We start from the raw sequence: 26,613 nt of genomic DNA, 5'->3' as shown, positions 1-26,613 counted from the left end.
GCTCACTCCAGCGGTGTGACGCCGAGCAGCACCGTGACGACCTGACGCAGGCGATCGACATCGCCGCGGATGCCTGCCGCGCGATCGTTGTAGAGGAACGCCTCGCCGAGTCGGACCAGCGCGTAGGCGAGCAGGGACGGCTCGAGCGACGGCTGGTAGCCGTCCTCGGTCATCGCCCTGCCGATCAAATCCTCTATCGCGGCAACGATCTTCGGCTGCACCGGACCGTCGCTCGCGGTGAGGATGCGCAGGCCGGACATGGGTTCGTGTTCGAAGTACCGCCGGAACGGTTCGTTATCCGATTCCCACCGGACCAGGCGGCCGTAGACTTCGAGCACTCGTGCCGCGCCGCGGGTGCGCCGTTTGGCGTCGGCTCGGTCGAGCATGCGCTGGTGTTCGTCGACCAGCATGGCGCCGAGTAGTCCGTCGCGGGAACCGAACCAGCGATAGATGGAGGCGCGACTGAGTCCGAGTTCGGCCGCGATGGCTTGGACGTCCACCCGTTCGCCCGCGAGGAACGAACGCCGGGTCAGGTCGAGGACCTGCTCCCGCGTGGCGGAGGCCGGCCGTCCGGGAGAACGTGTGGACGGATGCCGCTGGGAGGTGCTCACCGCGAGAATAGTACAGCTGAATTGCTGTGTATCGAACCTACGTGCGGGTAGTTTTCCGGTCCGACACCTACCGGCCAGTTAGAGACGCCCAAATGAAGATGTATTTTATGAAGTGTCGTCTCGATCCCCTTCGACCCCAGGAGTCTCCATGAGTGACACCCGAACCGCCATCGTCACCGGCGCCGCGCGCGGAATCGGCGCGGCCACCGCCCGCAAACTCGCCGAGGACGGATTCGCCGTCGCGATCCTCGATCTGGCGGAGGAGGCGGGTAAACCCGTCGTCGCCGATATCGAAGCGGCGGGCGGCCGGGCGCTCGCGGTCGGTGTCGACGTCTCCGACGAAGCGTCGGTCGACGCGGCGGTCCAGCGCGTCGCCGACGAACTCGGCGCACCGACCGTACTGGTGAACAACGCGGGCATCACCAGGGACAACCTGCTGTTCAAGATGAGCGTCGCCGACTGGGACGCGGTGATGGGCGTGCACCTGCGCGGTTCCTTCCTGATGACGCGGGCGACGCAGAAATACATGACCGAGGCCAAATGGGGTCGCGTGGTCAACCTGTCGAGCACCTCGGCGCTCGGCAATCGCGGTCAGGTCAACTACTCCGCGGCCAAGGCGGGCCTGCAGGGCTTCACCAAGACGCTGGCGATCGAGCTGGGCAAATTCGGCGTGACGGCCAACGCCATCGCGCCCGGTTTCATCGAAACCGATATGACCCACGCGACCGCCGAACGTCTCGGCGTGACCTTCGAGCAGTTCCGTGACGGGCTGGTGCAGCAGATCCCGGTGGCCCGCATCGGCCAGCCGTCCGATATCGCCAACGCCGTCTCCTACCTCGTCAGCGAGGGCGCCGGATTCGTTTCCGGACAGGTCCTCTATGTCGCCGGTGGACCGACCGACTGATACAGGGGAACCAGACACAATGCGTACGTTCAACGGAATCGCCGAACTCGAGTCGGCGATCGACACCCATGTCGGCTACAGCGAATGGCACACCGTCACGCAGAAGCAGATCGATCTGTTCGCCGAGGCGACCGGTGACCACCAGTGGATCCACGTGGATCCGGAGCGGGCCGCGAGCGGTCCGTTCGGCACCACCATCGCGCACGGCTACCTGACGTTGTCGCTGCTTCCGATGCTGGTCTCCCAGGTCTATCGGGTCGACGGGCTGAAGATGGCGGTCAACTACGGCTCCAACAAGGTGCGGTTCGTCTCGGTGGTGCCGGTCGGTAGCCGGGTGCGCGCGGGCGTGGAACTGGTCGGCCTGACCACCACACCGGCGGGCAGCCAGTTGGCGGCCAGGGTCACCGTCGAGATCGAGGGCGGCGCCAAACCCGCCTGCGTGGCCGAGACGCTGTCGGTGCTGGTGGGCTGAGTTTCCGGCGCGGACTCACCGCGCGACCCGTGGTCCGCACCCGCCCCGAACCGATACGATCGGGGCGGGGATGTCCCATCCCCGGACAGGGCTTGCTGGACGATTCGCGTGCGATCGGCTGCCGGTAGCGCGCGGACCACGGCGTGCGCCGCGCGGAAACGGGCGGCGCGGAACGAGGACCGCATGAGGAACCACCGCACGAGGGGCCACCGCACCGACCGGGCCGGGATCGCCTACCGATCGTCGGTCCTTCGCGCCTCGGTCATCGGTGTCGCGGCCCTCGCCTGCGTCCTCGGCGGAGTGATCCAGCCGCCGCACGCCGCCGCCACCGTGACCAGGATCGGGGTACTTCCCGATATCAACTACGGCCCGCTCACCAATTACGGCACCGGCTGCTCCTACACGATCGAGGCCGTCCTCACCGACGCCGTCACCCCGGTCTCGCTCTACGACAACGGAATTCCGCTCGCCACCATCGCACCGACCGGCGGCGTCGCGCTCGCGACCTGGATTCCCACCTCCCGCGGCCCGCACACCCTCACCGCCGTGCAGGCGCCGCAGGACGGTCAGGTTCCCGGCGTGAGCGTCTACGTCGGGGTCGGCATGCCCATCGGCACGTCCTGCCTGGTCGTGTGATTCGCGTGCGCCGCGACCGATGAGAGCCGATCACCGCACGTCGGTACGTCTGCGGAACGTGTCCGCGCGCTCTACAGTTGATCGGCACGCACGGGTGGTTCCTGTCACGCGGAGGGGTAGATGACGGCCGAGCAGCCGCCGCTCACGGTGGGATCACGGTTCGGCCCGTACCGATTGGATCGCCTGATCGGCCGCGGTGGCATGGGCGAGGTCTACGAGGCGTACGACACCGAACGCGACCGGGTCGTCGCGATCAAGGTGCTGCCCGAGCAACTCGCCGACGACCCGGTCTACCGCGAGCGGTTCCGCCGCGAATCCCACAGCGCGGCCAGGCTCAAGGAACCGCACGTCATCCCGATCCACGACTACGGCGAGATCGACGGTCACCTGTTCATCGATATGCGTCTGGTCGAAGGTGACAATCTGCGCGCCGTGTTGCGCGCCGAAGCGCCGCTGGCACCCGCGCGCGCGGTCGGCCTGATCGGGCAGATCGCCGCCGCGCTCGACGCCGCGCATGCCGACGGACTGGTGCACCGCGACATCAAACCCGACAACATCCTCACCACCATACGCGGTTTCGCCTACCTGGTCGATTTCGGCATCGCGCATTCCAGCGCCGACACCGGACTGACCTCCGACGGCGCCGCGGTCGGCTCGTTCCACTACATGGCCCCGGAACGGTTCACCTCGCGCGTGGTCACCCGAGGCGCGGACGTCTACGCGCTCGCCTGCGTGCTCTACGAATGCCTCACCGGGGCACGCCCGTTCCCGGTCGGCACCGATGCCGCCGTCATGCGCGCCCACCTCGGCGAACCTCCGCCACGACCGAGCATGATCCGCCGCGATGTCCCCCTCGGTTTCGACGCCGTCATCGGCCGAGGGATGGCGAAGAATCCCTCGGATCGTCACGCCACGGCGGGTGAGCTGGCCGACGCGGCCGAGGCCGCCCTCCGGACCGCGACCGCCGCGCAGGTGGACGAGGAGCCGACCAGGGGCGGCGCGGTGAGCGGACCGGTGGTGACCGACCGCGCGCAGCCCCCGGGGCGGTACTCGTCGGGGTCGATGCCCCGGTCGGCGGAGAGATCGGAGTCCGACCGGGGTGCGGTCGAGTGGTCGGAGTCGGACAAGGGCGCGCGTCGGGCGTCGGATCCAGGTGGTGCCGGGTCGGCCGATGAGTCACCGAGTCCCAGCCCGAACGAGGCGATTTCGCACGCGGATGACGGTAATGAGACGTCGTCGCAGACCGTGCACGGTGAAGCGGATACGCACGCATCCGAGCACGGTGCGCGAGCTGTGCCGGAATCCGGTCCGGATGCGGCACCGCCACCGTCCTCTGCGCCGGGCCGAACCCCGACGCAGGATTCGAGTCCGGCACCGAAGCGGGGGGCGGGATCAGGTGACGATTCCGGACCGGCCACGGGCACGCCCGTGCACGGCCGAGGCTCGGACGTAGAGGTCGGCGGGGCCGCCTACGAAACCGGCGGCGGCGATGGTCGCGTCGGTGTGTCGCGATGGGACGGGTTCCGGCGGAGACGGCCCGTCATCGCGGTAACCGTGGCGGTAATTCTCATCGCCGCAACACTTCTCGGTACCTGGATGATGGTCGGTCGCGATGACGACGGCACCGCCGTCGCAGACGGCACGGCACTGCGCGGACCGGATCTCGATCTGCTCGCGGCCCTGCCTGGGGCCGGGTACCGCCGCGCCACCTGCGCGCATCTCGACCCCGACACCACGACCACCGCCGTGATCTTCTGCGACGCGAATCCGGCGGTGTCGGCGCCGACCGCCCGTTTCCTGCGATTCCGCGATCTCGACGCGCTGCGCGAGTACTACCGCGAGGTCGTCCTCGACGGATTCGCCGCGACCGCCTGCCCGGGAGATCCGCCGGGGCGTGACGCTCCGTCACCGGTCGACGGCAAGGAAGTCGGCCGTCGAACCTGCCTCACCAATATCGTCGACGATCCGTCGGTGCCCAAACCCGGTCTGGCGCTGACCAACGAGTCCGAACTGTCTCTCGCGTACTACTTCTGGCCCGATCGGGCCGCGACGCCGTTGCGCGACTACGCCGCACGCGCGGGCCTGCTCCAATTCCGAACCGGCGACGCGGCAACGGATCCGGATGTGTTCACCGACGCCGATCTCGCGCTGCTGGACCGGGTCGGACCGCCCTACACGTCGGCCACCTGTCGCCATCTCGCTCCTCCGGTCGGTCTGATGAACGCCACCGTCGCGTGCGGTGCACCGCTCGGATCTCCCTCGGCGCAGTTCCTGGGCTTCCCGGATCGCGCGTCCACGACGCGGATGTATCAGGGCGTCCTGAACCAGTTGGCCGGCCATGCCTGCGGCGGCGGACCCGGCCCCGACAGCGTATGGCGCGCCGACTCCGCCCCGGTCGGGCGAATCTTCTGTTACGTCGACGGCCCCCCGGCAACCGGTGCGCGGACCTGCCTGGTCGGAGCGCACGACGAACACGCGACGATGGTGGAGGTGTGCGCGCTGTCCGAGGACAATCCCGAGGACGGGCCGAAGACCGAGCCGGACCTGCTCGCCTGGTTCCAACGCGGATTCGGCTAGCGGGCCGTCACGAACCGGTCGCGACACCGACCTCACCCGCGAAACCTAGACGCCCGGTGGCCTCATCGGCGCGCGCGGTACCAGCGCGAACACCAGTTCGCTGTCACCGATCCGGAGGACGGCCCCGTCGACGAGCGCCATGCTGTCGATCACGCGGACACCGTCGACGAAGACGCCGTTGGAGGACAGCAGGTCCTTGACGACGTAGGCCAGACCCGTGTCGACGACCACCGCGTGATGGCGGCTGACCCTGCCGTCGTCCAAGGCGATGTCGTTGTCCCGCAGCCGCCCGATCCTGGTGAAACGTTCACGGACCGGGTAGTCGTTGCCCGCGTCGTCGCGGAGCACCGCGAGATGGTCACCCGGTTTCTGGTCGACGATCGTGGTCATTCGGGTCGCCGACGCGGTGCCCGCCGCGTGCGCGGTCAGCGGTTCCTGACGCAGGATGCGTTCCTCGAGTTCCCGCAGGGGCGGGCTGGGATCGATGCCGAGTTCGTCGGCCAGCGTCGTGCGCAACCGCCGGACGGCGTCCAGCGCGTCGGACTGCCTGCCGTCGATGTAGAGCGCGGTGATCAGCTGCTGCCACAACGGTTCTCGCAGCGGGTGTGCCCCCACCAGGTGCGAGAGTTCCGAGACCACCGCGCTCGCGCGGCCCTGCGCGATATCGGCTTCGGCGCGGGCCTCGATCACGCTCATCCGGTCGTCCTCCAGCGCGGCGGCGTAGGCGTCGGCGAAGGCGAGTCCGCGCAGATCCCCCAGCACCGCCCCGCGCCACTGCCCCAGCGCGCTGGACAGCGATTCGCTCGCCGCCCGGAAACGGCCCGCCGCCAGCGCCCGGACACCGGCTTCCTTACGTGCCCGGAACCGGTGGACGTCGCATCCGTCGTCGGCCACCGAGAGGCGATAACCTCCTCCGACCTGGGACAGGACCGACCGAGCGTCGATACCCGCGTCGCGGAACGGTTTCCGCAGATTCGACACGATGGTGTGCAGGCCGACCCGCACATCCGGCGGCGGATTCTCCTCCCACACCGCGTGCGCCAGCGCGTCCACCGACACCGGACGGTTCGCGTTGATCACCAGATAGGCCAGTGCCGCCCGCTGTTTCGGCCCCCCCGTCGCCCGGACCTCCCCATCGATGGTGAGTTCCACCGGCCCGAGCACGCCGAATTGCGCCCGTACATCAGCCATGCCGAACTCCTCCCGACGCGGTCCGTCCGGCAACCCGGCACGACAGCGTCACCGTATCCGCGCTGCCCCGACCTGCGGCGAACCAATCGTATACGCGCGGCCGGAGCACCTTCCAACGAACGGGCTCACGCGCGAGGGGTGGATCAACCGCGGCAGACGCTACCGACAATCCGGCAGGCGACGTCCGAACGGTCCCACGCGCGAAAGGACGGATCAGCTCGCGGCGGTGGCCACCGACAATCCGGCAGGCGCCGTCTCACCCGGGAGCATCGCCGCCAACGCTGCCGCCGCCCGCGGGTGCCGTTCCAGCAAGGCCGTGACCGAGCGGTTCGGGCCGGGTGTGAGTTCCTGCCATCCGTCCTCGTGTCCGAGAAGCCCGGCGAGGGCGTCGCAGGCGCTGGGATGCGCACGCAGCAGATCGCCCGCCGGGCCGCCCGAGGCGACGACGACGGTGGCCGGGGCGACGGACGTGGTCCTCGCCCACGGCGGTGTCCAGGATGCGACGGCACCGCGTTCGCCGGGGAAGGTGCGGCCCGCTTCCCTGGTCAGGGCGGGAATCAGTTCGGCGGCCTGACCGCGCAGGGTGGTGATCAGTTTCGGCAGCCAGGGCAAAAGCACCGAATCCGGTAGACGACCGAATGCCTTGGACAGCAACTCGACGATGAAGGGTTTCAGCGTGGGCACCGGGTCCATGGCCTGGACGAATCCGCTGAGATACTGCGGGAAGGCCGGGACGACGAGCGGATTCGCGAGCATGTCGTCGCAGCGGGCGCGCAGTTCGGCCTGGGTGAGCAGACCCAATTGCAGGCGTGTGGCCCACAGCAGCGCGACCTTGGCGGGTGCCTCGGGATGGGACTGGCGGACGGCCAGTTCCAGCTGGGTGTGATCGCAGCCGAGCGACAGCGCCAGATTCTCCATGCCGAACAGGAATCCGAGCATGGCGGCGACGGGCCTGACACCGGTCTCCTCGTCGGTGAACGCGGTGGGGAGCAGGGTGCAGTAGTGCGCGTAGCCCGCGGTGACGAAGGTGCCGCACCATTGCGGCAGACCGGCACTTGTCGAGCGGAAATAGTTGAGCAGCAGCCGGATTCGGCGCAGCACCTCGGGCGCTTCGTCCACCGACCGTTCCGCGGCGAGCAATTCGACCGCGCGAGCGCCGAGTTCGTCGGCCAGTCGCGCCGAGCCGAGGTAGACCAGCGCGTCCTCCACCGCGGCCAGCGCACCGGCGGCTGTCGCGTCCGGATCGTTGACGGCCCGGCGCAGGCGCTGCTCCAGTACCTGTTCGATGGTGACGCCCTCGTACCCGAGTTGCACCAGATCGCGCTGGTACTTGCCCAGCGCGAGATCCCAACTCTCCTGGATGGAGCGTTCGCCGAGTTCCCGCGTGCCCATGATGGGCCGGGCCGCGCCCGCGGGCAGCAGCCTGCGCAGCATCCACAGCAGATCCGAACACGGCCGCAGCAGCGGATCGGATTCCAGGTCGAGCAGGGTGCGGCGCACCCCGCGATCGGTCGGTACGACACCGACCGGCTTCAGCCGATCGAAGACGTTCTGCGCGAGCGGCGGCAGCGCCGCGTAGCCGACCTGTCCGATCCGGTCACCGCCGAGCAGGATCTCGCACAGCCTGCGCACGTCACGGCGACCGGGGACGTGATCCTTCTCGATACAGGTGATCGCCGCGTCCTGGAAGTCGTACGGTGTCGGGCGCGCCCGATTGCGCATGCCCGCCAACAGGATCGAGGTCTCGAAGATCGCGATGGCGTCGGCGGTGCTGGCGAGGTAGCCGTTGCGCCGCGCGAGCCGCACGATGTCGACCGACCACTCCAGCAACTCGGACTCGTCCAGATCGTCCAATCGCGGTGGGCGGGAGAGGAAACCGGAGAGCTGGTCGGCGACAGCCGGCGACTCCGACCGTGCGATCGCCTTCGTCTTGCGGGCCGACGCGGCTTTCGCGGTCTGCTGCCCTTTCAGCACGAACGGCCGCAACTTGCCTCGCCGGACTCCCTTCGCCCAGGTGGCGGCGGCGATCGACACCGAACCGGCAGCCAGCCCGAACTGTTCCTCGATCGCGGAATGGCTCGACGGAATCAGCCCGTACTGCCAGACGGTCGCCGAGCGCGGGGTGATCTCGTAGGGCGCGTCGGCGGCGAGTCCGAATTGTTCGACGTGACTGGCCGCGTGGAACGCCCCGCACACGTAGAGACACCGTGCGGGATCGGATCCGGTGGCCGCGAGATGTTCGCGCATGCGCGTCCACATATAGCGTTCGCGGTCCTCGTCGTGATCGGTTCCGGTGCGGCGCAGCCGACGGAACAGGCTGCCGATCAACACCATGACCTGCCGGTAGGTGTCGTAATCGGCGCCTGCCAGCGGCTGTTCGACGTACTGGTCCCACCATTCCGACCAGTGCCGCACCTTGCCGTGGTGCAGCAGATGTTCCTCGAGTTCGGCGAAATGCGGTCGCAGATCACCGATCTCGATCCCCACCGCGTCACCGTGCAGGGCTTCCTCGGTCTCGCCGCCGTCGGCCGTATCCCGCTCGTTGGCGGGTGACCACTGGAAGACGTGGTCGGTCGACCGGTCGACCAGCACCAGTTCGACGCCCGGGGTGTTCAGCGCGTAGGCGATGGCCTGGTATTCGGCCGAGGCCTCGGTGATCGGCGCGACCACCGAGAGCGGGGCCCACGTGGCCGGGAACCCGTCGGGCTCCCCGGCCCACGCCTGTAACGCGACCGGCAGGGTGCAGTTGCGCAATTCCTCCAGGATCGGGCGCAGATCCTCACACAACTCCAGGTAGATGACCTTGGGCTGTTTCTCGTGCAGTCGACGCACCATGGCCAGCGCCGAGGCGGGCGAGTGGTGGCAGACCGGGAAGATCTCCAACTCCTCGCGCAACGCCCGGTCGACGTCGTCGACGATGCCCGCGAGGATATCGGCGACGATCCCCGGTTCGGCCGCGAATCGGGTCGCGGCCTCGGTGAGCTGCTCGCGCAGCGGGGAGAACGTGCTCACGAGAGCCTCGCGATGGCGTCACGGCCGCCTTCGAGGAATTGCGACCATTCGCCGCCGATTTCCTTGCTGCGCGGCTCGACCACGCCGTGCCAGAACTTGTTCAGGATGGCGAGATCCTCGGGTGTGCGCCTGGCCAGCGACCCGACCAGCGAACCGGCCAGAGTGTGCGCGCCGAGGGTGGTGTCGCCGAAGAACTGACTGTGCAGGATCGCGTCCTCGAGCACACCGATCTGCTCGGCCGTCGACAGCGCCGATTCCAGTTTCTCGTCGTCGCTTCCGGCCGCGGCGGACGCCGCGCGCAGATCGGCGAAACTCTCCAGCAGGATATCGAGCAGCGTCGGCGGCAATTCCAATTCGATCTGATGACGGCGCAGCAGTTCCGCCGTCCGGAACCGCACGATCTCGGCTTCGCTGCGCTTGTTCGTGACCACGGGGATGCGGACGAAATTGAAGCGGCGCTTCAATGCCGACGACAGATCGTTCACACCACGGTCGCGACTGTTCGCGGTGGCGATGATGGAGAATCCCGGCTGCGCGAAGACGATATTGTCGTCGTCCAGTTCGGGGATGGAGACGTATTTCTCCGACAGGATCGAGATCAACGCGTCCTGCACATCGCTGGTCGAACGCGTCAATTCCTCGAAGCGGCCGATGACGCCCTGTTCCATCGCGGTCATGATGGGGGACGGGATCATCGAGTCCCTGGACTGCCCCTTGGCGATGACCATCGAGATGTTCCACGAGTACTTGATGTGGTCCTCGGTGGTGCCCGCGGTGCCCTGTACGACCAGGGTCGAATTGCGGCTGATCGCGGCGGAGAGCAATTCGGCCAGCCAGCTCTTGCCGGTACCCGGGTCGCCGATCAGCAGCAGACCGCGGTCCGAGGCCAGGGTGACGATGCTGCGTTCCACGAAACTGCGGTCGCCGAACCATTTCTGGTCGATCGTGCGGTCGAGTCCGTCGGCGCGCTCGGAGCCGAGGACGAACAGTCGCACCATTTTCGGGCTCAGTCGCCACGCGAACGGTTTCGGACCGTCATCGATCGATTCCAGCCAGTCCAATTCCTCGGCGTACTTGACTTCAGCGGGTGCGCGCAGAGCGGTGTCGGTCATGGTGGGGAGATCTCCTAGTCGAGAAAGTTCTTGAGTTCGTTGACGAGTTTCTGGATGCGGCCCGAGATCACGGGGGTGCCCATGGCCTTGAATCGCTCGCGGAACCAGGGATTGACGCTCTGGTGCCCCGAGCTGTTCACCGATCCGACGGGAATGAATTTCACGCCGCTGCGGTACACCGCCTGCATGCTCTCGAACAGCGGTTGCGACCGGTCGAACTCGTAGAAGTCCGAGATCCACACCATCACGGTGTTGGCCGGATCGCTGATCTTGGGCTGGGCCATCGCCATCGCGACCGGCCCGTCGTTACCGCCGCCGAGTTTGGTGCGCAGCAGCACTTCGAACGGATCGTGCACCCACGGTGTCAGATCCAGGGCGCGGGTGTCGTAGGCGATCAGGTGCACGTCGACCTTCGGCAGGCCGGCGAAGATCGAGGCCAGGATGGTGCAGTTGACCATCGAGTCGACCATCGACCCGGATTGGTCGACCACCACGATCATCTTCGCGGGCACGGTCCGTTTCGCGGTCTGGCGGTAGAACAGCCGGTCCACGTACAGCCGTTCGTCCTGTGGGTTCCAGTTGGTCAGGTTCTTCCAGATCGTGCGATCCACATCGAGATTGCGCAGGATCCGCTTCGGCGGCACCGAGCGGTCGATCGTTCCCGCCGAACTCTGCTGCACCTGCGTGCGCAGCACCTCGGCCACCTGATCGACGAATTTGCGGATCAGCGCCTTGGCGTTGGCGAGCGCGACGCCGGACAGATTGGCCTTGTCCCGCAGCAACTGCTCGATCAACGACATGCTCGGAGTGAGTTGCGCGGCCAGTCGCGGGTCGGCGAGCACTTCGCGCAACCGCATCCTGGCCACCAGATCGCCCTCGAGACCGGCGAGTACCGCGCGCATCTCGGAATCCGCACCGGCGCCCAGGGCGCCGCGCAGCCAGCCCGCGTCGCGCTGCCAGCCCGACAGCTGGGTCGCGCTGACATTGCCCGAACCCGTGGCGAACACGTTGAGCAGCAGTTTCGAGATCAGCGCGGCATTGCGAACCTCGTCGGTCGCCACCGGTTCCGGCTCGTCGCTGCCCGTGGGCTCCTGGATCTCCTCGCCGGGCGCGGACGACTCCTCGGCGGCGGAACCGTGCTCACGCGGCGCGATCTCGGTACGCAGCATTTCCAGATCCCCGGTGAGCTCGGGAAACCGCTGTATCACGGTGTCGATCGCGATACCGGGATCGAGCAGTGCCGCGGGAAGTCCGAGATCGTCGACGATCGCGACGCTGGCCGACTCGAGCGTCGGCTGCGGCTCGTTGTCGAATATCCGGGCCAGCAGACGCCAATAGAGAATCTGGCGCTGGGTTTCGTGCGTGGATTGACCGATATCGTTCATTTCCGCAGCAACCGTCCCGCTCGTTCCCGCAGTACCGCGACCGAATCACCGGATTTTGCCAGCGCCTTCACCGCTTTCGGGTCGGTCGGGCCGAGTGCCCAGTCCCCGTTGTGCGCGTCGACGGCCGCGCCCTTGACGGTGCGCCGCACCGCGAGCGGCCGCAGGATCCAGCGTCCCGCGTCCCAGCGCACCAGCCCGACACATGCCGTGGAACTCGTCACGATCGCCGGGGTGAGCGGTCCGCAGCCGGGCAGCAGTTCGAGGTCGAGCGCCAGGCGGTGGCCGTCCAGTTCCACCGCCCCGTCCTTGACCCGATAGCCTTCCAGCAGAACGGGTTCGGACAGATGGACCGGATCGCGTTCGAGCGGCGCCACCGCGGGACCGATCGCCTCCGCCAGCGCGACGCGCGCGGTGGTGAACGGATCGGCGGGGGCGTCGAGTGCGGCCCTGTCGTCCTGCCACAGCAGATCCCCGCCCGCGGTGATCGGCAGATCGGTGACCACGAGGCCGCGGTGTTCGGCCAGCGCGCGCAGGAGCTGCGGGTGATCGCCGAGCAGTTCCCAGATCGCCGGGCCGACGATCGTGTCGACCTTGGCCGCGCCGACGCTCAACCGTACGCGCCGGGCGGGCCCGTCACCGGTTTCGAGCACGCAGTGGACCTGTGCCTGCACGGCGGTGCCGTGTTCGTGGATATCGGCGCCGAGGATCAGCAGACGCCCGGAGACGGTGCGCGCGGGCAGTGCCTCGGTACGACGCCAGGTCGACAGCAGCGCCCGAGTCCACAGATCGGCCCAGCGCCGAGTGGGCAGCGTGTCGAGGGTGGCGACGGGGCACGCGGCGCGCAGCTCCGCGGTGAATCCGTCCAGCAGGACGGCGAGACGCCGCAGCGTGGGGTGGGCCCACAGCGCTTCGACGGTCCGATCGGCGGCGGCGACCAGGTCGTGGTCGACCCCGCGCCACCCCGTGATCGCCACTTCCTGCAACCAGGACCGGCACCCGAGGACGAGATCGTCGGGCGGGGTGAGTTGATCGGCGGTGTCCCACGGGGATCGGGTTCGCCCCAGCGCCGAGTCGAACTGCTCGGCCAGCGCGTCGTGGACCGCGCCGAGCAGCGCGGCGCGTCCCGCCGCCACCGCGGACAGGTCCTCGGGCCCGATAGAGCCCGCACCGAGTTTGCCCACCGCGTCGGCGACCGCGGGGCCGAGCGGCGAACCGCTCACCGCCGCCGCCAGCGCCGCCAGCGCGCCCGCGTCCTGATCGCCGAGGCGTCCGAACCCGTTGACGAGCGCGGTATCGATACCGGTCACGATGTCCACGACATCGGCCACACCGGTGGGGATCTCGGTCAGCGCGGCAATCTGTACACCGAGCATCAGCGCATCACCCCCGTGGTGGCCGGGAACCACTGCAACTCCGGAATCGGCGCGGTGCTGCCGGGGAATTCCAGGTAGGCCAGGTGGCGCAGGAACCGGCTGAAGACGACCGCCGCGGGCGCGGGTTCGTGCACCGGGTTCAGCGCACCGATCAGATGGCCGTCCTCGGGGACCTCCACCCGCAGATACCGGGCGACCTGGTCGATGCCGTACTGCACTATCGCCTCGCTGACCAGCGCGGAGATATGTTTGCACGGATACGATCCGCGCAGACCGCCGCACGGCCGATTGTTGTTGGTACTGCAACTGAGTCCGTGGTCGCGTGCCGAGATCGACGAGACGTAGACCCGTGCGATATCGGATCCACTGGACACCACACCCTGCAACCGCCCGTCGGCAAGCTCCACGAAGGGGACCTTCGCGAGTTTGCGCGGAGCGACCGCGGGCAGCATCCGCACCACCGACGCGCGCTCCCGTTCGCGCTCATCCGAATCCATTCGCTTCCCTCCCGTTCCTCATCATGGTGATCAACCTACGGGAGGGCACCGACAAGTTCGCATCGCCATCGCGTTCACGGGTAGTGTTGTCCGACAGTGGCTTTCGTTCATCCAGCGATTGTCGGTGCCGACTGCTACGCTCAGCACGGTGTTCTTGCAGTACTACTTTGCACTCGGCGAATCCGACACCGCCGCGGTGCGACGGGTGCGCGAGACGGTGCGCTATTTCCTCGGGTGCCGGGAGGTGTCCACGGCCGAGTCCGAGCACGGTTTCCTGATCGTTCCCGGGCATCCGGTCGACCACGGCGCCCTGGCGGATCTGATGGCCGAGGCGGTGCGCAATGTCGGCCGGGCCACCGAGGTGCCGGACCGGCATCTGATCACCCCCATGCTCGGCTTCGATTTCGTCTGCGCCTGGAACAAGACGACCGCGCCGGTCTGCCCGCGCTGCCGGACCCCGCTCGACGGCTGGGACGACGAGGACTGGATGTACGGCGCCGAACCCTTCGAAACCTGCGGGTCCTGCGAGTACACCGCGCTCGCGGGCGACTGGGATCTCACCAACGCCTCCTTCGCCAAGACCAATTGCGGTGTGGCCCTGCTCGACTGGCCGAATCTGTGGGAGTACGCGCGCGAGATCCACGAACACGCGCTCGGTCTGATCGGCCGCCGCGCGCGGTACCTCTGCGGGACGGTGGGGTAGGCCCCGCCGCCGTGGCGTCCGGGCCGTGGCGCGTCGGCTCACCTCGGCGCGCGCCGCGTGATATCGAGGACCGATGACAACGACACGTTCCGCCTACGACATCGTGGTGGTCGGCGGCGGCCACAACGGTCTGGTCGCCGCGGCCTATCTCGCGCGCGCCGGCCGTTCGGTCCTGGTGCTGGAACGCCAGGATCACACCGGTGGCGCCGCGGTGTCGACACGCCCTTTCCCGGGAGTCGACGCGCGCGTGTCGCGGTACTCCTACCTGGTGAGTCTGCTGCCGCGCCGGATCGTGGACGATCTCGGACTGCGATTCGAGACCTGCCGCCGCCGGATCTCCTCCTACACCCCCGTCGACACCGGCGGCCTGCTGGTCGACACGGGCTCGGCGACGCGAACCAGGGAGAGTTTCGCGCGGCTCACCGGTACGACGCGCGACTACGACTCGTGGCACGAGTTCTACGGCGCGATGGGACGACTCGCGCAACGCGTCTTCCCGACCTTGACCGAACCGCTGCCGTCGCGCGAACGTTTGCGGAGCCTGGTCGACGACCGGCGCACCTGGGACGCTGTCTTCGAGCGACCTCTCGGCGAGACCATCGAGGACCGTTTCGCCGACGACACCGTGCGGGGCGTGGTACTCACCGATGCCCTGATCGGCACGTTCACCCACGCCCATGACCCGTCGCTGCGCCAGAACCGCTGTTTCCTGTACCACGTCATCGGTGGCGGAACCGGCGACTGGGATGTGCCCGTCGGCGGCATGGGTGCGCTCACCGACGCCCTGGCCTCGGCGGCGCGCGCGGCGGGTGCGGAGATCGTCACCGGACACGAGGTGACCGGGATCGACACCGACGGCGTCACTTCCGAGGTCCGCCACGTCGGCGGCACGGTGGGCGCGGGATACATCCTGGTCAATGCCTCGCCCTACGACCTGTCACGCTTGCTCGGCGAACCCTTGCCGACCAAACCCGAGGGCGCGCAACTGAAGATCAATATGGTGGTGCACCGGCTGCCTCGGCTGCGCGACGCCGCGGTCGATCCCGCCGACGCCTTCGCGGGCACCTTCCACATCGCCGAATCCTATGAACAACTCGAACGCGCCTACCGCGAGGCCGCGAGCGGCGCCCTGCCGTCCGCGCCGCCCTCGGAGATCTATTGCCACACACTGACCGATCCCTCGATCCTGACCGGCGACGCCGCCGCGCGCGGCCTGCACACCCTGACCCTGTTCGGCCTGCACACCCCTGCCGGTCTCTTCGCCGACGACCGGGAATCCGCGAAGTCCGCGCTGGTCGACGCCACCCTGGCGCAGTTGGATGCCGTACTCGCGGAACCGATCACCGATTGCCTCGCCACCGATGCCGACGGCAACCTCTGCCTTGAAGCGAAATCCCCGCTCGACCTGGAACGCGATATCGGCCTGCCGGGCGGCCACATCTTCCATCGGGATCTGGCGTTTCCCTTCCGCACCGAGGACGCCGCCGACGCCGCCGCCCGCTGGGGTGTGGCGTCGGGACACGAGAAGATCCTGCTGTGCGGCGCGGGCGCGGTGCGCGGCGGTGGAGTCAGCGGTATTCCCGGACACAACGCGGCGATGGCCGTTCTGGAATCCGAATCCGGCCGCTGAGGAGGCCGTTGACAATGTCGCGTCGCCGATGCAACAGTTGCTGAGCAGTCGATCAGTATTTATCGGCGACAGGACATCGGACACCGTCGTGTTCGAGCCGCGACCAACGAGGTGGATCTATGAGTGGGCGGGTAGAGGGCAAGGTCGCCTTCATCACGGGTGCGGCGCGTGGTCAGGGTCGTAGTCATGCGGTGCGTTTGGCGCAGGAGGGCGCGGACATCATCGCGGTGGATGTGTGTGCGTCGGTCAGTGGTACGGATTTGATTCCGGCGTCGACGCCGGAGGATTTGGCCGAGACGGAGGAGTTGGTGAAGGCGCAGGGTCGTCGGGTCGTGACCGCGCAGGTGGATGTGCGTGATTTCGATGCGTTGTCGGCTGCTGTGGCCGGTGGTGTGGAGGAGTTGGGTGGGCTCGATATCATCGTGGCCAATGCCGGTATCGGTAATGGTGGTCAGACGTTGGATCAGTTGAGTGAGGCCGATTGGTCCTCGATGATCGATATCAATCTGGCGGGTGTGTGGAAGTCTGTGAAGGCGGGTGTGCCGCATCTGTTGTCGGCGGGTAGGGGTGGTTCGATCATCCTGACCAGTTCGGTGGGTGGTATCAAGGCGTACCCGAATACGGGTCATTACATCGCGGCCAAGCATGGTGTGGTGGGTTTGATGAAGACGTTCGCGGTGGAGTTGGGTCAGCATTCGATTCGGGTGAATTCGGTGCATCCGACGAATGTGAATACGCCGATGTTCATGAACGAGGGGACGATGAAGTTGTTCCGTCCTGATCTGGAGTCGCCGGGTCCGGAGGATATGTTGCCGGTGGCGCAGTTCATGCATGTGTTGCCGATCGGGTGGGTGGAGCCGGTCGATATCAGTAATGCGGTGTTGTTCCTGGCGTCGGAGGAGGCTCGTTACATCACGGGTTTGCAGATGACGGTGGACGCGGGCAGCACCCTCAAGTAGGCAGCGCCCTCGAGTGGACAGCACTCTCGAGTAGTACGCCGCGACATTCGGGCTGCTCGCCGCTACGGACGGTGGGCGGCCCGTTCTCGTGTCCGTGCCCGGCCTGCACGAGATCTCCACAATTCGACCAGGTTCCACGCACATCGACTTCCTAGGGTTGCGCCCATGGAGAGTTTGTTGCTCGGTAGGGGAGAGACCGTCGATTTCGCGCGGTGGACGCGGGAATTCGAGGCGAAGGCGATCGCGCGCGGCACGGCCGGTGACCCGGATTGGCCCCGTGGCGCGCGTCTGGATCCCGCGGTGATCCGCAGTATCCAACGGTTCCAGGTCGGTGAGAGCGGCGACGGTGCGAACCTGATCGCCAAGGCGGACCGGGCGGGAGACCCCGAGTACGCCGCCGCGGCAAGGCTGTTCATCGCGGAGGAACGCAATCACGCCCGCCTGCTGGCACTGCTGCTCCGCTCGGCAGGCGCCCCGACCATCGCGAATCACTGGACCGATGTCGTGTTCACCCGCCTGCGCAGGGCACTCGGTCTCCGGCTCGAGTTGATGGTGCTGATGGTCGCGGAAGTCGTCGCACTCCAGTACTACCGCCTGCTGCGCGGCGGGACATCCGATCCGCTGACCACGCAGGTCGCCGCGCTGATCCTCAGTGAGGAGAAACGCCACATCCCGTTCCACTGCCAACGCCTGCGCGCGGACTTCGCGACGAGTTCCCGAGCCGTGCGATGGGTGGCGCTGTCGGCGTGGTGGACGGTCCTTTTCGGCGCCACGATCGTGGTCGCCTACGATCACGGGCCCGCGCTCCGCGAGTTCGGTTGCCGTCGTGGAGATTTCGTGCGGCAGGTGCTCGGCCTCTTCCGGACCATCGCGCCGACGGCCATCTCACCGTTCGGTCGGGCCGTGCGCTGATCATCGCGCCGGGAATCTCAGGATCCGGTCGTCTCCCTCGCGGACATCGCCGCGTCCATCGGTATTCGAGGTGGTGAGCCAGAGCGCGCCGTCCGGGGCGACGTTCACCGTCCGCAAGCGTCCGTAGCTGTCCCGTAACAGGTCGCGCGGGTCGACGATTCCGTCGCCGGTGATCGTCGCGGTCCAGAGCCGTTCACCGCGCAACGCCGCGACGTACAGGGTGTCGCCCGCGATCGCGATCCCCGACGGAGACGCCTCGGCGGTCGACCAGGTCAGTTCCGGGTCGACATAGCCCCGTTCACCGCCGCCCCCGCCCTCCACCGCGGGCCAGCCATAGTTCGCGCCGGGTCGGATCAGGTTGATCTCGTCGAGCCGGTTCTGCCCGAATTCCGCCGCGAACAGACGTCCCGACCGGTCCCAGGCCAGACCCTGCACATTGCGGTGTCCGAGGCTGTACACCGGTGATCCGGCGATCGGATTATCCGGTGCGGGAACACCTTCGGGAGTCAGGCGCAGAATCTTCCCGTTCGGGCTCTTCGGATCCTGCGAGCGCGCGGTCTGCCCGGCGTCACCGGTGCCGACGTAGAGCATGCCGTCGGGGCCGAAGGCGATGCGACCACCATTGTGATTGCCCGCCTCGGCGATTCCCGTGAACACCGGTTCAGGTGTCCCGCCGAGCCGGAATCGGACGATACGATTGTCATCCGCCGCTGTGAAATACGCGTATACGTAACGGTTTTCGGTATAGTCGGGGGAAACGGCCAACCCGAGCAGTCCGCCCTCGCCCCGAGCGACCACCCCGGGAACCCGATAGACCTCTTCCGGCGCGCGCCCCGGCGCGATACGCAGAATCCGGCCCGAATCGCGCTCGGCCACCAGTGCCGCGCCGTCGGGCAGAAATGCCAGCCCCCAAGGCACGTCGATATCCCGGGCGATTTCCTCGCCCGTCCCGAGATCGGGGATGCCCGACGGTGCGCTGGGGGCCGTGCTGCTCACCACCGTCGTGGTGTCGGGCGCGGTCGGTGTGTCCGAACAACCCGTGAGCGCCACCGCGAGACCGACGATCGCGATCGCCACCCGTCGCCGCGTCGCCGATCCGACGGTCGTCGCAGGTGGAAGCGTCGCTCGCGGGGAAATCGTGTCCGCGCGCCGGTCCCGGCTCGTCATCTCGGTCGCCTCGATCCCGTCGTGGTTGCCTTTCCCGACGATATCCGTCCACGGTCGCGTCCGCGCGACGCTGTCGACCGTCTCCGCGATCACGCCGCCGGGCGCCACGGCCGAAGTCTCCGACCGACGCGGCGTCGCCGGGTGACGCGGATGGTCCACGCCGGACTACAGGCCACCGATCCCCGCGAGTACACCGAACGCGGCATCGGCCGCCCGCCACAGCGCGTCGATCTCCGCTGCGGCGGCGGGTGCGAGAACAGGATCTTGCAGGGCAAGACCGTTGGTGAAGATCACCACGTTCGCACCCGCGTCGGCGAGCCGCAGCAGCGCGCCGCTGCCCACCCCGGCCCCGAAGACGGCATCGAGTCCTTCCCCGAGAAAGTAGAACCGCCACAGCGGACCGAGATTCCCGCCGTAAACCCGCTCGGTCTCCGCCACGATCAATTGTCCCTGCTGCGCGATGACGTCGACGATGCGGAAATAGTCCGCCGCGTTCGCGGGTGTACCACGCACGGCCGCAACGGAATACGACAGATCGACGCTCAGGTGCGCGTTGTATCCGGCCATCGCGACCTGCGCCGGCGGCAGTTCACACTGCCGGGTCAGCTCGAAATAGCGCGCCCACTGCGCCTGCACCGGAGCGCCGGTGAATTCGGCGTGCACATTCCGGAGAAACCGCGACAGCAATTCCAGGCTGATCCGATGCGCCCACTCCGGATCGTCGAAAACCCCGGACGAACGCTGAAGCGGCATCACCGCCGTCCGTTCCACGGCGTCGAGCCCCAACGGGAACAGGCCACGCCGATCGCGATGGCGCACGAAGATCTCGGTGATCCGGCGGTGATTGTCCACCGCCCGCTCGAGCCGCTCCATCGACGACCCGCGCAGGACGTCGGTATCGGACAGTTCGATGATCGTCTCGATCTCGTCGCGCCCCAGCGCGGAGCCGCAGGCCCGGTCGAGCGGTGCGGCCGCGACGACGGGGGATCCGAGCGCCACCAGCACCGCGACCAGTACCACGAGCATCCCCGCCCGCGGCCCGACGGCCACCGTCCGTTCGTCACATTCGAGCTGAATTGCGTTGCGGTCGTTCGTCATCGCGGCTCCGAGTGCACTCGTCGGGGTGATGCGGGGTTGCCGATGCGCGGAGACCGGACACCTCGGGTGATTACACCGTCCGGCCGCGTAGGAGCCTATCGAAGATCAGCGCCCCGAGCGCGTCAGCGCTTGCGGAGCGTCCCGGTGATGTCGCCGCCGATCAGGCCCGGTGTGCTGTAGGTGAGCGTGCCGTCACCGCGCAGGGTCACGGTCGATGATTTTCCGTCGTCGACGCAGTCGCCGCCCGTGCTGTTGGCGGTGTCGAGCGAGGCCTCGAAGGTCAGCACGCTCTCGGTCGCCTCGGTCAGGGTCTCGATCCTGGCGCACCGCGAACCGCTCAGCTTGCCGGTGTTCGACGAGGTGGCGACCTGTTCGCCGACGACGCCCTCGTTGATCGTGAGCTGGATATCGAAGGAGACCAGGCCGTCGTTGGCGGTCCCGCGCCAGCTGCCGACGAAGGCCTCCGGAACCGGCGTATCCGACGAGGCGCTGGTCGACTCCGGTTCGGTGGTGTCGGTCGACTCGGTGTCGGTGGACTCCTCGGTGCTGGTCTCGGAGCTGTCGGCACTGTCCTTCGAATCGTTGTTCAGCCGGATGCCGATGAAGAAGGCGCCGAAGGCGACGGCGATCGCGACGACGAGGAGTCCGGCGATCAGCGCGGCACGGGTGCGGTTCTTCGGCGGGGACGGCGGCGGTGCGGACTGGGCGTCGTATCTGCCCGGCTGTGGCATCGATCCGGGCTGCGTCGAGCCCTGCGGCGTCTGCCACACCGGGGACGGGGGCGGTGTGTTGTGCCGGGTGGGTTCGTGACGACCGGGGGCCGAGGGATCGCCTCCGGGGCCGTACCCCGTGTGCTGTCGCGGGGGCCCCGTGTACGGCGGCCGTGCGGTCGGTGGCGGTGTGAAGGACCCGGAACCGGTTGCGGGGGAGTGTGATCGGATCTCGGGGGGCAGGTCGTGCGGTCCGGAGTCCAGGTCGAGCAACTGCACGGCGCGGCGGCTCACCTCGTGCACGACCGGACTCGGGAGCCATCCGCCGTCCCGGGGGACCCCGAGCAGGTCGAGTTGCTCTATCAGTTGCCCGGGCGTCGGCCGTGCGGCGACATCCTTGGACAAGCAGGACGCGATGAGCGGTCTGAGGCGTTCGGGGACGGCGTCGAGTCGCGGCTCCTCGTAGACCACCCGCCACAGCATGTGCACCGTGTCGCCGGTCCCGAACGGGCCGTGTCCGGTGGCCGCGAACACGAGAATCCCACCGAGAGCGAATATGTCGCTGGCGGGCACCACCGGTTCGCCGGTCACCTGCTCCGGGCACATGAAACCCGGCGAACCGATCACCTTGCCGGTCGTGGTGAGCGCGGTGTCCTCGACGGCACGCGCGATACCGAAATCGATCACCTTCGGACCGTCCAGTGCGAGCAGCACATTCGACGGTTTCAGATCGCGGTGCACCACACCCGCGCCGTGGATGGCGGCGAGAGCTTCGGCCAGACCGCGCGCGAGCACCTTCACCGCGTCCTCGGTGAAGGTGCCGAACCGCTCCACCGCTTCGGAGAGGGAGAAACCCGCGACGTAGCCGGTCGCCAGCCACGGCGGATTCGCGTCGACGTCGGCATCGAGCACCGGCGCGGTGAATCGCCCGTCGACCCGCCGCGCCGCGGTCACCTCGCGTCGGAAACGCATCCGGAATTCGCCGTCGCCGATGAGATCGGGCCGGATCACCTTCACCGCGACCGTGCGCCCGCCCGCGTTGCGCCCGAGATACACCCGGCCCATCCCGCCGGAGCCGAGCACGCCCAGCAGCCGGTAGTCACCGATCCGTCGCGGATCGTCCATGCCAAGCGGTTGCATCGCGAACGTTGTTCCCTTCGAACGGACCGAACATTCGAAAGGCTACCCACCCGGCCCGCGGTAGGCGTCATCCGCGGACATATCGACCGTCGCTCAGAGCTGTGAGCTCACCTCGGAGGCGATGAGCTCCAGGTGCGCGAGATCGTGCAGATCGAGGATTTGCAGGTAGATCCGGCTCGTGCCGACAGCGGCATAGGCGCCGATCCTGTCGACCACTTCGGCGGGCGAGCCCGCCAGCCCGTTGGCCTTCAACTCCGCCACGTCGCGCCCGATCGCCTCGGCACGCCGCGCCACGTCCGCGTCGTTCGCGCCGACGCACGCCACGAGCGCGTTCGAATAGACCAGATCCTCGGGCCTGCGTCCGCGTGCCCGCGCGGCCGCCCGCACCCGCTCGAACTGCCGGGCCGAATCCTCGGCGGACGAGAACGGCATATTGAATTCGGTCGCGTATTCCGCCGCGAGCGCGGGGGTACGGGTCGCGCCGGTGCCGCCGATGACGACCGGGATCGGATCCTGCACCGGTTTGGGCAGCGCGGGCGAATCGGCGAGCCGGTAGTACTTGCCGTCGAAATCGAAGGTATCGCCGAGTTTGGTCGACCACAGCCCGGTGATGATCGCCAACTGTTCGGCGAGTCGGGCGAATTTGTCGGCGGGGAACGGGATGCCGTAGGCGGCGTGCTCCTCGGCGAACCATCCGCTGCCGAGACCGAGTTCCACCCGGCCGCCGGACATCTGATCCACCTGGGCGACCTGGATGGCCAGCGGGCCGGGCAGTCGGAAGGTGGCGGCGGTGACCAGGGTGCCGAGCCGGATGCGCTCGGTATCGCGCGCGAGCCCGGCCAGGGTGATCCAAGCGTCGGTGGGGCCCGGCAGCCCGTCCGAGTCACCCATGGCGAGATAGTGGTCCGAACGGAAGAACGCGTCGAACTCCAACTGCTCGGCGGTCTTCGCGACGGTCAGCAGCGTGTCGTAGTTCGCGCCCTGCTGCGGCTCGGTGAAAATGCGCAATTTCATGGATTCCGACACACAACCTCCAGCGAATTCGCGGTATTTGTGTGTTCCATGTGATCACATCCCACCGTCGAGGGGAGTGTCCGGGGCGGCCGGATCGGACGACGGCGGGCGAATGGTAATGGGAGCCAAAGGGTGTGGTTCTCCGGCAAGGCCCACGGGGGCTCGAGCGACCTCGCCGCTCCCGGCACTGACGGAGGTGAGGGTGTTGCCTGTGCTCGGCGAGGGTGTCGAGTGACCCGCGTAGGTGCGGGCGACCGGGCGCCCGCTCCGGTAGCGAAGCAGCTGCGGTGTTCGGCCGCCGGTTCGAGCCGCTCGGACCTGGCAGGTCCCGCCCGGGGTGATGACGTGGCCGAACATGACAACCGTGATCAAGCCTTTCGCATCGACATCCTCAGGCAGACCTCGACGACCTGACCGACCGACTCTCCCGCACCCATTGGCCCAACGAGGTCACCGACGCCGGGTCGGACTACGGCTTCCCGCTGGCGCGGCTCGAGGAACTGGCCGACGCTGGTTCAGCGTCGACCTCGCCACCGAAGCGCTGCGCCGTGCACGCGCTCACACCGGCTCCGGTACCTCCGCGCTGTTTCAGATCGGCACGTGGGACTGGTCCGAATCCGCGAAAAGTCGCGCTAAGGAGTTACCGCAGATACTGGCCCCTTACCTGCGGCGCCCCACTCTCGGCGCCATGTCGCGGAGGGGATCGCGGGGTAGCGAGATCACCCGGTCGGACGGGGCCGTGTTGTCGGTCAGATCAGATCGGTAGGCACCTGCGGATGGACCACGCGCAGGTCGCAGTCCGCGCTCTCGGCGAGCTTCACGATTCTGTCGATGTGATCGGCCGCGATGAAACCCAGACCGTAGCCGTCCGACTCGATGTCGAGGGCGATCAGGGCCGTGCCCATTTCGTGGCACCGGGCGGCAAGCGGCCACAGGAAGCTGTCGATCTCCTCTGGATCCCAGTCGTCCTCGTCGAACTCCTCGAGCCAGTCCCAGCTCAGCGTGGCCGGGCACGTGGGCAACTCGATCAGGTAGTCGCGGATCTCGGTCGGGACCGAGCGCCAGTCGCAGTAGACCATGCCTGCGTCGTGCAGGTCGGCGGAGTCGGGGTACAGGGCGTCCAGCAATATCGCGGCGGCGGTCCGCGAGCCCGTCCGCTCGCGATCGGTGGTGATCGCCTCGGCAAGTCGGCGCCGGATCGACTCCGAGCCGGGTGCGAAGAGTTCGACGATATCGGCCAGCGCCTGCGGTACCTGCTCTGTGCCGGGCATATGGCAAATCTATTCGCGCTGGCGATGACCTGGAAGGCTGCCTTACCCCTCGCGGGCCGCGAGACGCGCGAGCAGCCGATCGCCCCCGGCACCGAAACGGTCACCGAAATCGCGGGCGAGTTCGATGACCTGCAGACCGGCGAAGCTGCGCTCGTCGAGTTCTGGATCAGCGTCGTCCGCAGAGTGCAACCAGACCCACACGTCATGCCCGGCGGCATCGCGAAACTCCCCGCCCGCCTGCATCTGCTGGATCGCGCGCACGATCCGGTTCTCGTATTGCCGCCGCAGGGCCGCGTAGGCATCTGCCTCCAGCTCTTTCCCGGTCCCATCGATAATCGCCTGAGTACCGGAGAGCGCCCAGATCGCGCGCGTTACCCGACCTGGCGCGGTGTCGTCCGGATCTTTCGCGAAGAGCGGCCACTCCGACGGACTCCAAACCAACTCCGCCTTACCTACATTCGCCCCCTCGAGCCCGGCTACCCACGTCGCACCGGCTCCGGCGACGAAGAACCCGGTGAGGTCTTCGACCATGCCGCAGGCCACCATCGCGAGCGAGTCGTCTGCGTCACGCAGTTCCGCGATACAGACGCGCAGCGTAAGGAGGACCGCCGCGTCGAGGCGGGCAAAGTCGAACACGGGCTCACCGTAACACCAGGTGACAGCGCCGTGCCCGACGCCGGCCCCGCCGCGAATGGAGCTTGCTACCCCTGGGCTTTTTACGTGCGGAAGCAAAACATCACCGAATCCCACTCGGCATCCCGGTCGGCGGGAACCCCGGTCGGTCGGCGGGATCACCGGCTGCTGTCCGAGGCTCCCGCGAGTTCGTCGATCTCCGGTTCCGGTGCGCGGTCCTGGTCGGTGGGGCGGTCGGGTCGCCACGCCTCGACGACTCCGGGAATTCCGTCCTGCACGACGTAGGTGGCGCGGGTGTGGACGGGCGCTCCGGGTCTCTCGACGTAGGGCACGACCCGGAAGTCGTTGCGCCACAGCTGCCGGTCGACCTCGACGCGGATGTAGCCGCGCTGGGCGTTGAAGAATCTCAGGTCCGGGTTGGCGTCGAGCAGACGCCGTCCGTGGTCGTAGGTGTCGACGCCGTCACCGCCGCTGGTCAGCGAAGTGCCGGTGAATTCGCTGCCGACCACGGGGGAGTCGGGGTCGGCGTAGTCGCGGCGCAGGTCGGAGGCGTAGTTCTCGTGCCGGTCACCGGTGATGACGACGAGGTTGCGGACGTCGCGGTCGGTGGCGGCGCCGAGCAGGGCGTTGCGGTCGGCGTCGTAGCCGTCCCAGGCGTCGGTGGACACGGCGGTGGCCGGTCCGGGGTCGTGATCGGTCTGGCCCAGCGGCACCTGGTTGCCGATGATCTGCCAGCGGGCGCGTGAGCGTGCGAATCCGTCGACGAGCCAGTCCCGTTGCGCGCCGCCCAGAATCGTGCGGTCGGCGGCGGTGCGGTCCTCGCGTTCGGTGGTGATGTCTCCGTTGAGACTGCTCTGCCGGGTGCGGTACTGGCGGGTGTCGAGCATGGTGATGTCGGCCAGATCGCCGTAGTGGTAGCGACGGTGCAGATGTATGTGGGTGCCCGACGGTCGTTGCGCCAGGCGTAGCGGCTGGTGTTCGTACATGGCGCGGAACGCGGCGGCGCGGCGCGCCCGGAACACCACGGGGAGGATGTCGATATCGGCATCGATGCCGGACGAGCCCGCCGCCCAATTGTCGTCGACCTCGTGATCGTCCATCGTGACCAGCCACGGAAACAGCGCGTGGGCGCGTTGTAGTGGTTGCTCGATCTTGGACAGCGCGTAGCGCAGCCGATAGCCCGCCAGGTCGCGGGCCTCCGGGCGCAGGTGCGATTCGACCGTCCTGCCGGTGCGCCGGCCGGATACGGCGTCCTCGTAGATGTAATCGCCCAGGTGCACGACCAGATCGATGTCCTCGGCGGCGATGTGCTCGTAACCGGTGTAGTAGCCGTCGCTCCAGGCCTGACAGGACGCGAACACGAAACGTAGTCGGTCGGGGTGACTGTCGTAGGCGGGCGCGGTTCGTGTCCGGCCGACCGGCGAGATCGCCGAACCCGCGCGGAATCGGTAGTGGTACCAGCGATCCGGCGCCAATCCGTCGACCTCGGGATGCACGCTGTGGGCCAGTTCCCTGGTCGCCACCGCCGCGCCGCGACGCACGACCCGGGCGAAGCGCTCGTCCTCGGCGACCTCGTATTCCACTGTCACCGGTGCCATCCCCATCC

The 26,613-nt window shown here is 68.0% G+C and carries 23 protein-coding genes; 9 read left to right on the top strand and 14 right to left on the bottom strand.

From position 1 onward, the window contains the following. Positions 1-2 precede the first annotated feature (2 nt). Positions 3-611 (bottom strand): TetR/AcrR family transcriptional regulator, encoded by a 609-nt coding sequence (locus tag JZ792_RS02115; RefSeq protein WP_216906254.1) that lies wholly within the window; start codon positions 609-611, stop codon positions 3-5. 148 nt (positions 612-759) lie between these two features. Here JZ792_RS02115 and fabG point away from each other — a divergent pair, with 148 nt between their 5' ends. The 4 genes from fabG to JZ792_RS43480 all read left to right on the top strand — a co-directional run bounded on the left by fabG (position 760) and on the right by JZ792_RS43480 (position 5,200). Beyond that, positions 760-1,515 carry a 3-oxoacyl-ACP reductase FabG gene (gene fabG / locus JZ792_RS02110; RefSeq protein ID WP_216906252.1) on the top strand — a complete coding sequence of 252 codons (756 nt, stop codon included), beginning with the start codon at positions 760-762 and terminating at the stop codon, positions 1,513-1,515. 19 nt (positions 1,516-1,534) lie between these two features. Continuing rightward, positions 1,535-1,987, top strand: a complete 453-nt coding sequence (locus JZ792_RS02105; protein WP_216906250.1) for a MaoC family dehydratase — start codon at positions 1,535-1,537, stop codon at positions 1,985-1,987. A 183-nt stretch (positions 1,988-2,170) separates the two neighbouring features. Then, a complete protein-coding gene (locus tag JZ792_RS02100; protein ID WP_216906248.1) occupies positions 2,171-2,623 on the top strand; it encodes a hypothetical protein in 453 nt (150 codons plus the stop codon). 120 nt (positions 2,624-2,743) lie between these two features. Further along, positions 2,744-5,200: a serine/threonine-protein kinase gene (locus tag JZ792_RS43480; RefSeq protein ID WP_216906246.1), complete on the top strand. Its 2,457-nt coding sequence runs from the start codon at positions 2,744-2,746 to the stop codon at positions 5,198-5,200. 45 nt (positions 5,201-5,245) lie between these two features. On the opposite strand, the gene JZ792_RS02090 is transcribed toward JZ792_RS43480, so the two are convergent. From JZ792_RS02090 to JZ792_RS02065, 6 genes are all read right to left on the bottom strand, one after another. Continuing rightward, positions 5,246-6,391 (bottom strand): BTAD domain-containing putative transcriptional regulator, encoded by a 1,146-nt coding sequence (locus tag JZ792_RS02090; protein WP_216906244.1) that lies wholly within the window; start codon positions 6,389-6,391, stop codon positions 5,246-5,248. Positions 6,392-6,604: 213 nt separating this feature from the next. Further along, positions 6,605-9,403, bottom strand: a complete 2,799-nt coding sequence (locus JZ792_RS02085) for a DUF5682 family protein (protein ID WP_216906242.1) — start codon at positions 9,401-9,403, stop codon at positions 6,605-6,607. Next, positions 9,400-10,515, bottom strand: a complete 1,116-nt coding sequence (locus JZ792_RS02080) for an ATP-binding protein (RefSeq protein ID WP_216906241.1) — start codon at positions 10,513-10,515, stop codon at positions 9,400-9,402. Before JZ792_RS02080 ends, JZ792_RS02085 begins: the two co-directional genes overlap by 4 nt. A 14-nt stretch (positions 10,516-10,529) precedes the next feature. Further along, complete coding sequence (locus tag JZ792_RS02075; protein ID WP_216906240.1) at positions 10,530-11,900, bottom strand: vWA domain-containing protein; 1,371 nt, start codon at positions 11,898-11,900, stop codon at positions 10,530-10,532. Next, the gene (locus JZ792_RS02070; RefSeq protein ID WP_216906239.1) at positions 11,897-13,273 is read right to left on the bottom strand and encodes a hypothetical protein; all 1,377 of its coding nucleotides are present in this window, start codon (positions 13,271-13,273) and stop codon (positions 11,897-11,899) included. Before JZ792_RS02070 ends, JZ792_RS02075 begins: the two co-directional genes overlap by 4 nt. Then, a complete protein-coding gene (locus tag JZ792_RS02065; RefSeq protein ID WP_216906238.1) occupies positions 13,273-13,770 on the bottom strand; it encodes a hypothetical protein in 498 nt (165 codons plus the stop codon). The genes JZ792_RS02070 and JZ792_RS02065 overlap by 1 nt, the downstream gene beginning before the upstream one ends. Positions 13,771-13,918: 148 nt before the next feature. On the opposite strand from JZ792_RS02065, the gene JZ792_RS02060 reads away from it, so the two are divergent. The 4 genes from JZ792_RS02060 (at position 13,919) to JZ792_RS02045 (ending at position 17,974) form a co-directional block, all read left to right on the top strand. Further along, positions 13,919-14,473, top strand: a complete 555-nt coding sequence (locus tag JZ792_RS02060) for a hypothetical protein (protein ID WP_216906236.1) — start codon at positions 13,919-13,921, stop codon at positions 14,471-14,473. A gap of 73 nt (positions 14,474-14,546) precedes the next feature. Beyond that, the gene (locus tag JZ792_RS02055) at positions 14,547-16,103 is read left to right on the top strand and encodes a phytoene desaturase family protein (protein ID WP_216906234.1); all 1,557 of its coding nucleotides are present in this window, start codon (positions 14,547-14,549) and stop codon (positions 16,101-16,103) included. 119 nt (positions 16,104-16,222) lie between these two features. Continuing rightward, positions 16,223-17,062, top strand: coding sequence for a mycofactocin-coupled SDR family oxidoreductase (locus JZ792_RS02050; RefSeq protein ID WP_216906232.1), 840 nt, complete (start codon positions 16,223-16,225; stop codon positions 17,060-17,062). Positions 17,063-17,227: 165 nt separating this feature from the next. Beyond that, complete coding sequence (locus JZ792_RS02045; protein WP_216906230.1) at positions 17,228-17,974, top strand: ferritin-like domain-containing protein; 747 nt, start codon at positions 17,228-17,230, stop codon at positions 17,972-17,974. On the opposite strand, the gene JZ792_RS02040 is transcribed toward JZ792_RS02045, so the two are convergent. Next, positions 17,975-18,970 (bottom strand): PQQ-dependent sugar dehydrogenase, encoded by a 996-nt coding sequence (locus JZ792_RS02040; RefSeq protein WP_308165110.1) that lies wholly within the window; start codon positions 18,968-18,970, stop codon positions 17,975-17,977. Between JZ792_RS02040 and JZ792_RS41735 the strand changes: the two genes are divergently transcribed. Further along, complete coding sequence (locus JZ792_RS41735; protein ID WP_254189172.1) at positions 18,960-19,286, top strand: hypothetical protein; 327 nt, start codon at positions 18,960-18,962, stop codon at positions 19,284-19,286. The genes JZ792_RS02040 and JZ792_RS41735 overlap by 11 nt on opposite strands. A gap of 20 nt (positions 19,287-19,306) precedes the next feature. Here JZ792_RS41735 and JZ792_RS02035 read toward each other — a convergent pair whose 3' ends face one another. The 6 genes from JZ792_RS02035 to JZ792_RS02010 all read right to left on the bottom strand — a co-directional run. After that, positions 19,307-20,167: a DUF5995 family protein gene (locus JZ792_RS02035; RefSeq protein WP_216906643.1), complete on the bottom strand. Its 861-nt coding sequence runs from the start codon at positions 20,165-20,167 to the stop codon at positions 19,307-19,309. A 194-nt stretch (positions 20,168-20,361) separates the two neighbouring features. Continuing rightward, positions 20,362-22,089 (bottom strand): serine/threonine-protein kinase, encoded by a 1,728-nt coding sequence (locus JZ792_RS02030; protein WP_216906227.1) that lies wholly within the window; start codon positions 22,087-22,089, stop codon positions 20,362-20,364. 93 nt (positions 22,090-22,182) lie between these two features. Further along, positions 22,183-23,103, bottom strand: coding sequence for an LLM class F420-dependent oxidoreductase (locus JZ792_RS02025; protein WP_216906224.1), 921 nt, complete (start codon positions 23,101-23,103; stop codon positions 22,183-22,185). Positions 23,104-23,852: 749 nt separating this feature from the next. After that, positions 23,853-24,374 carry a DUF6630 family protein gene (locus JZ792_RS02020; RefSeq protein ID WP_216906222.1) on the bottom strand — a complete coding sequence of 174 codons (522 nt, stop codon included), beginning with the start codon at positions 24,372-24,374 and terminating at the stop codon, positions 23,853-23,855. Between the two features lie 42 nt (positions 24,375-24,416). Next, positions 24,417-25,010, bottom strand: coding sequence for a hypothetical protein (locus JZ792_RS02015; RefSeq protein WP_216906219.1), 594 nt, complete (start codon positions 25,008-25,010; stop codon positions 24,417-24,419). A gap of 155 nt (positions 25,011-25,165) precedes the next feature. Continuing rightward, the coding region (locus JZ792_RS02010; protein ID WP_216906216.1) for an alkaline phosphatase D family protein at positions 25,166-26,613 on the bottom strand (1,448 nt) is incomplete at its 5' end.

Origin of the sequence: Nocardia noduli, assembly GCF_019038455.1 — a bacterium.
Taxonomy (GTDB): Bacteria; Actinomycetota; Actinomycetes; order Mycobacteriales; family Mycobacteriaceae; genus Nocardia; species Nocardia noduli.
Note: the sequence above shows the minus strand (reverse complement) of the source record. Positions and strands in the feature narration are given on the sequence as shown.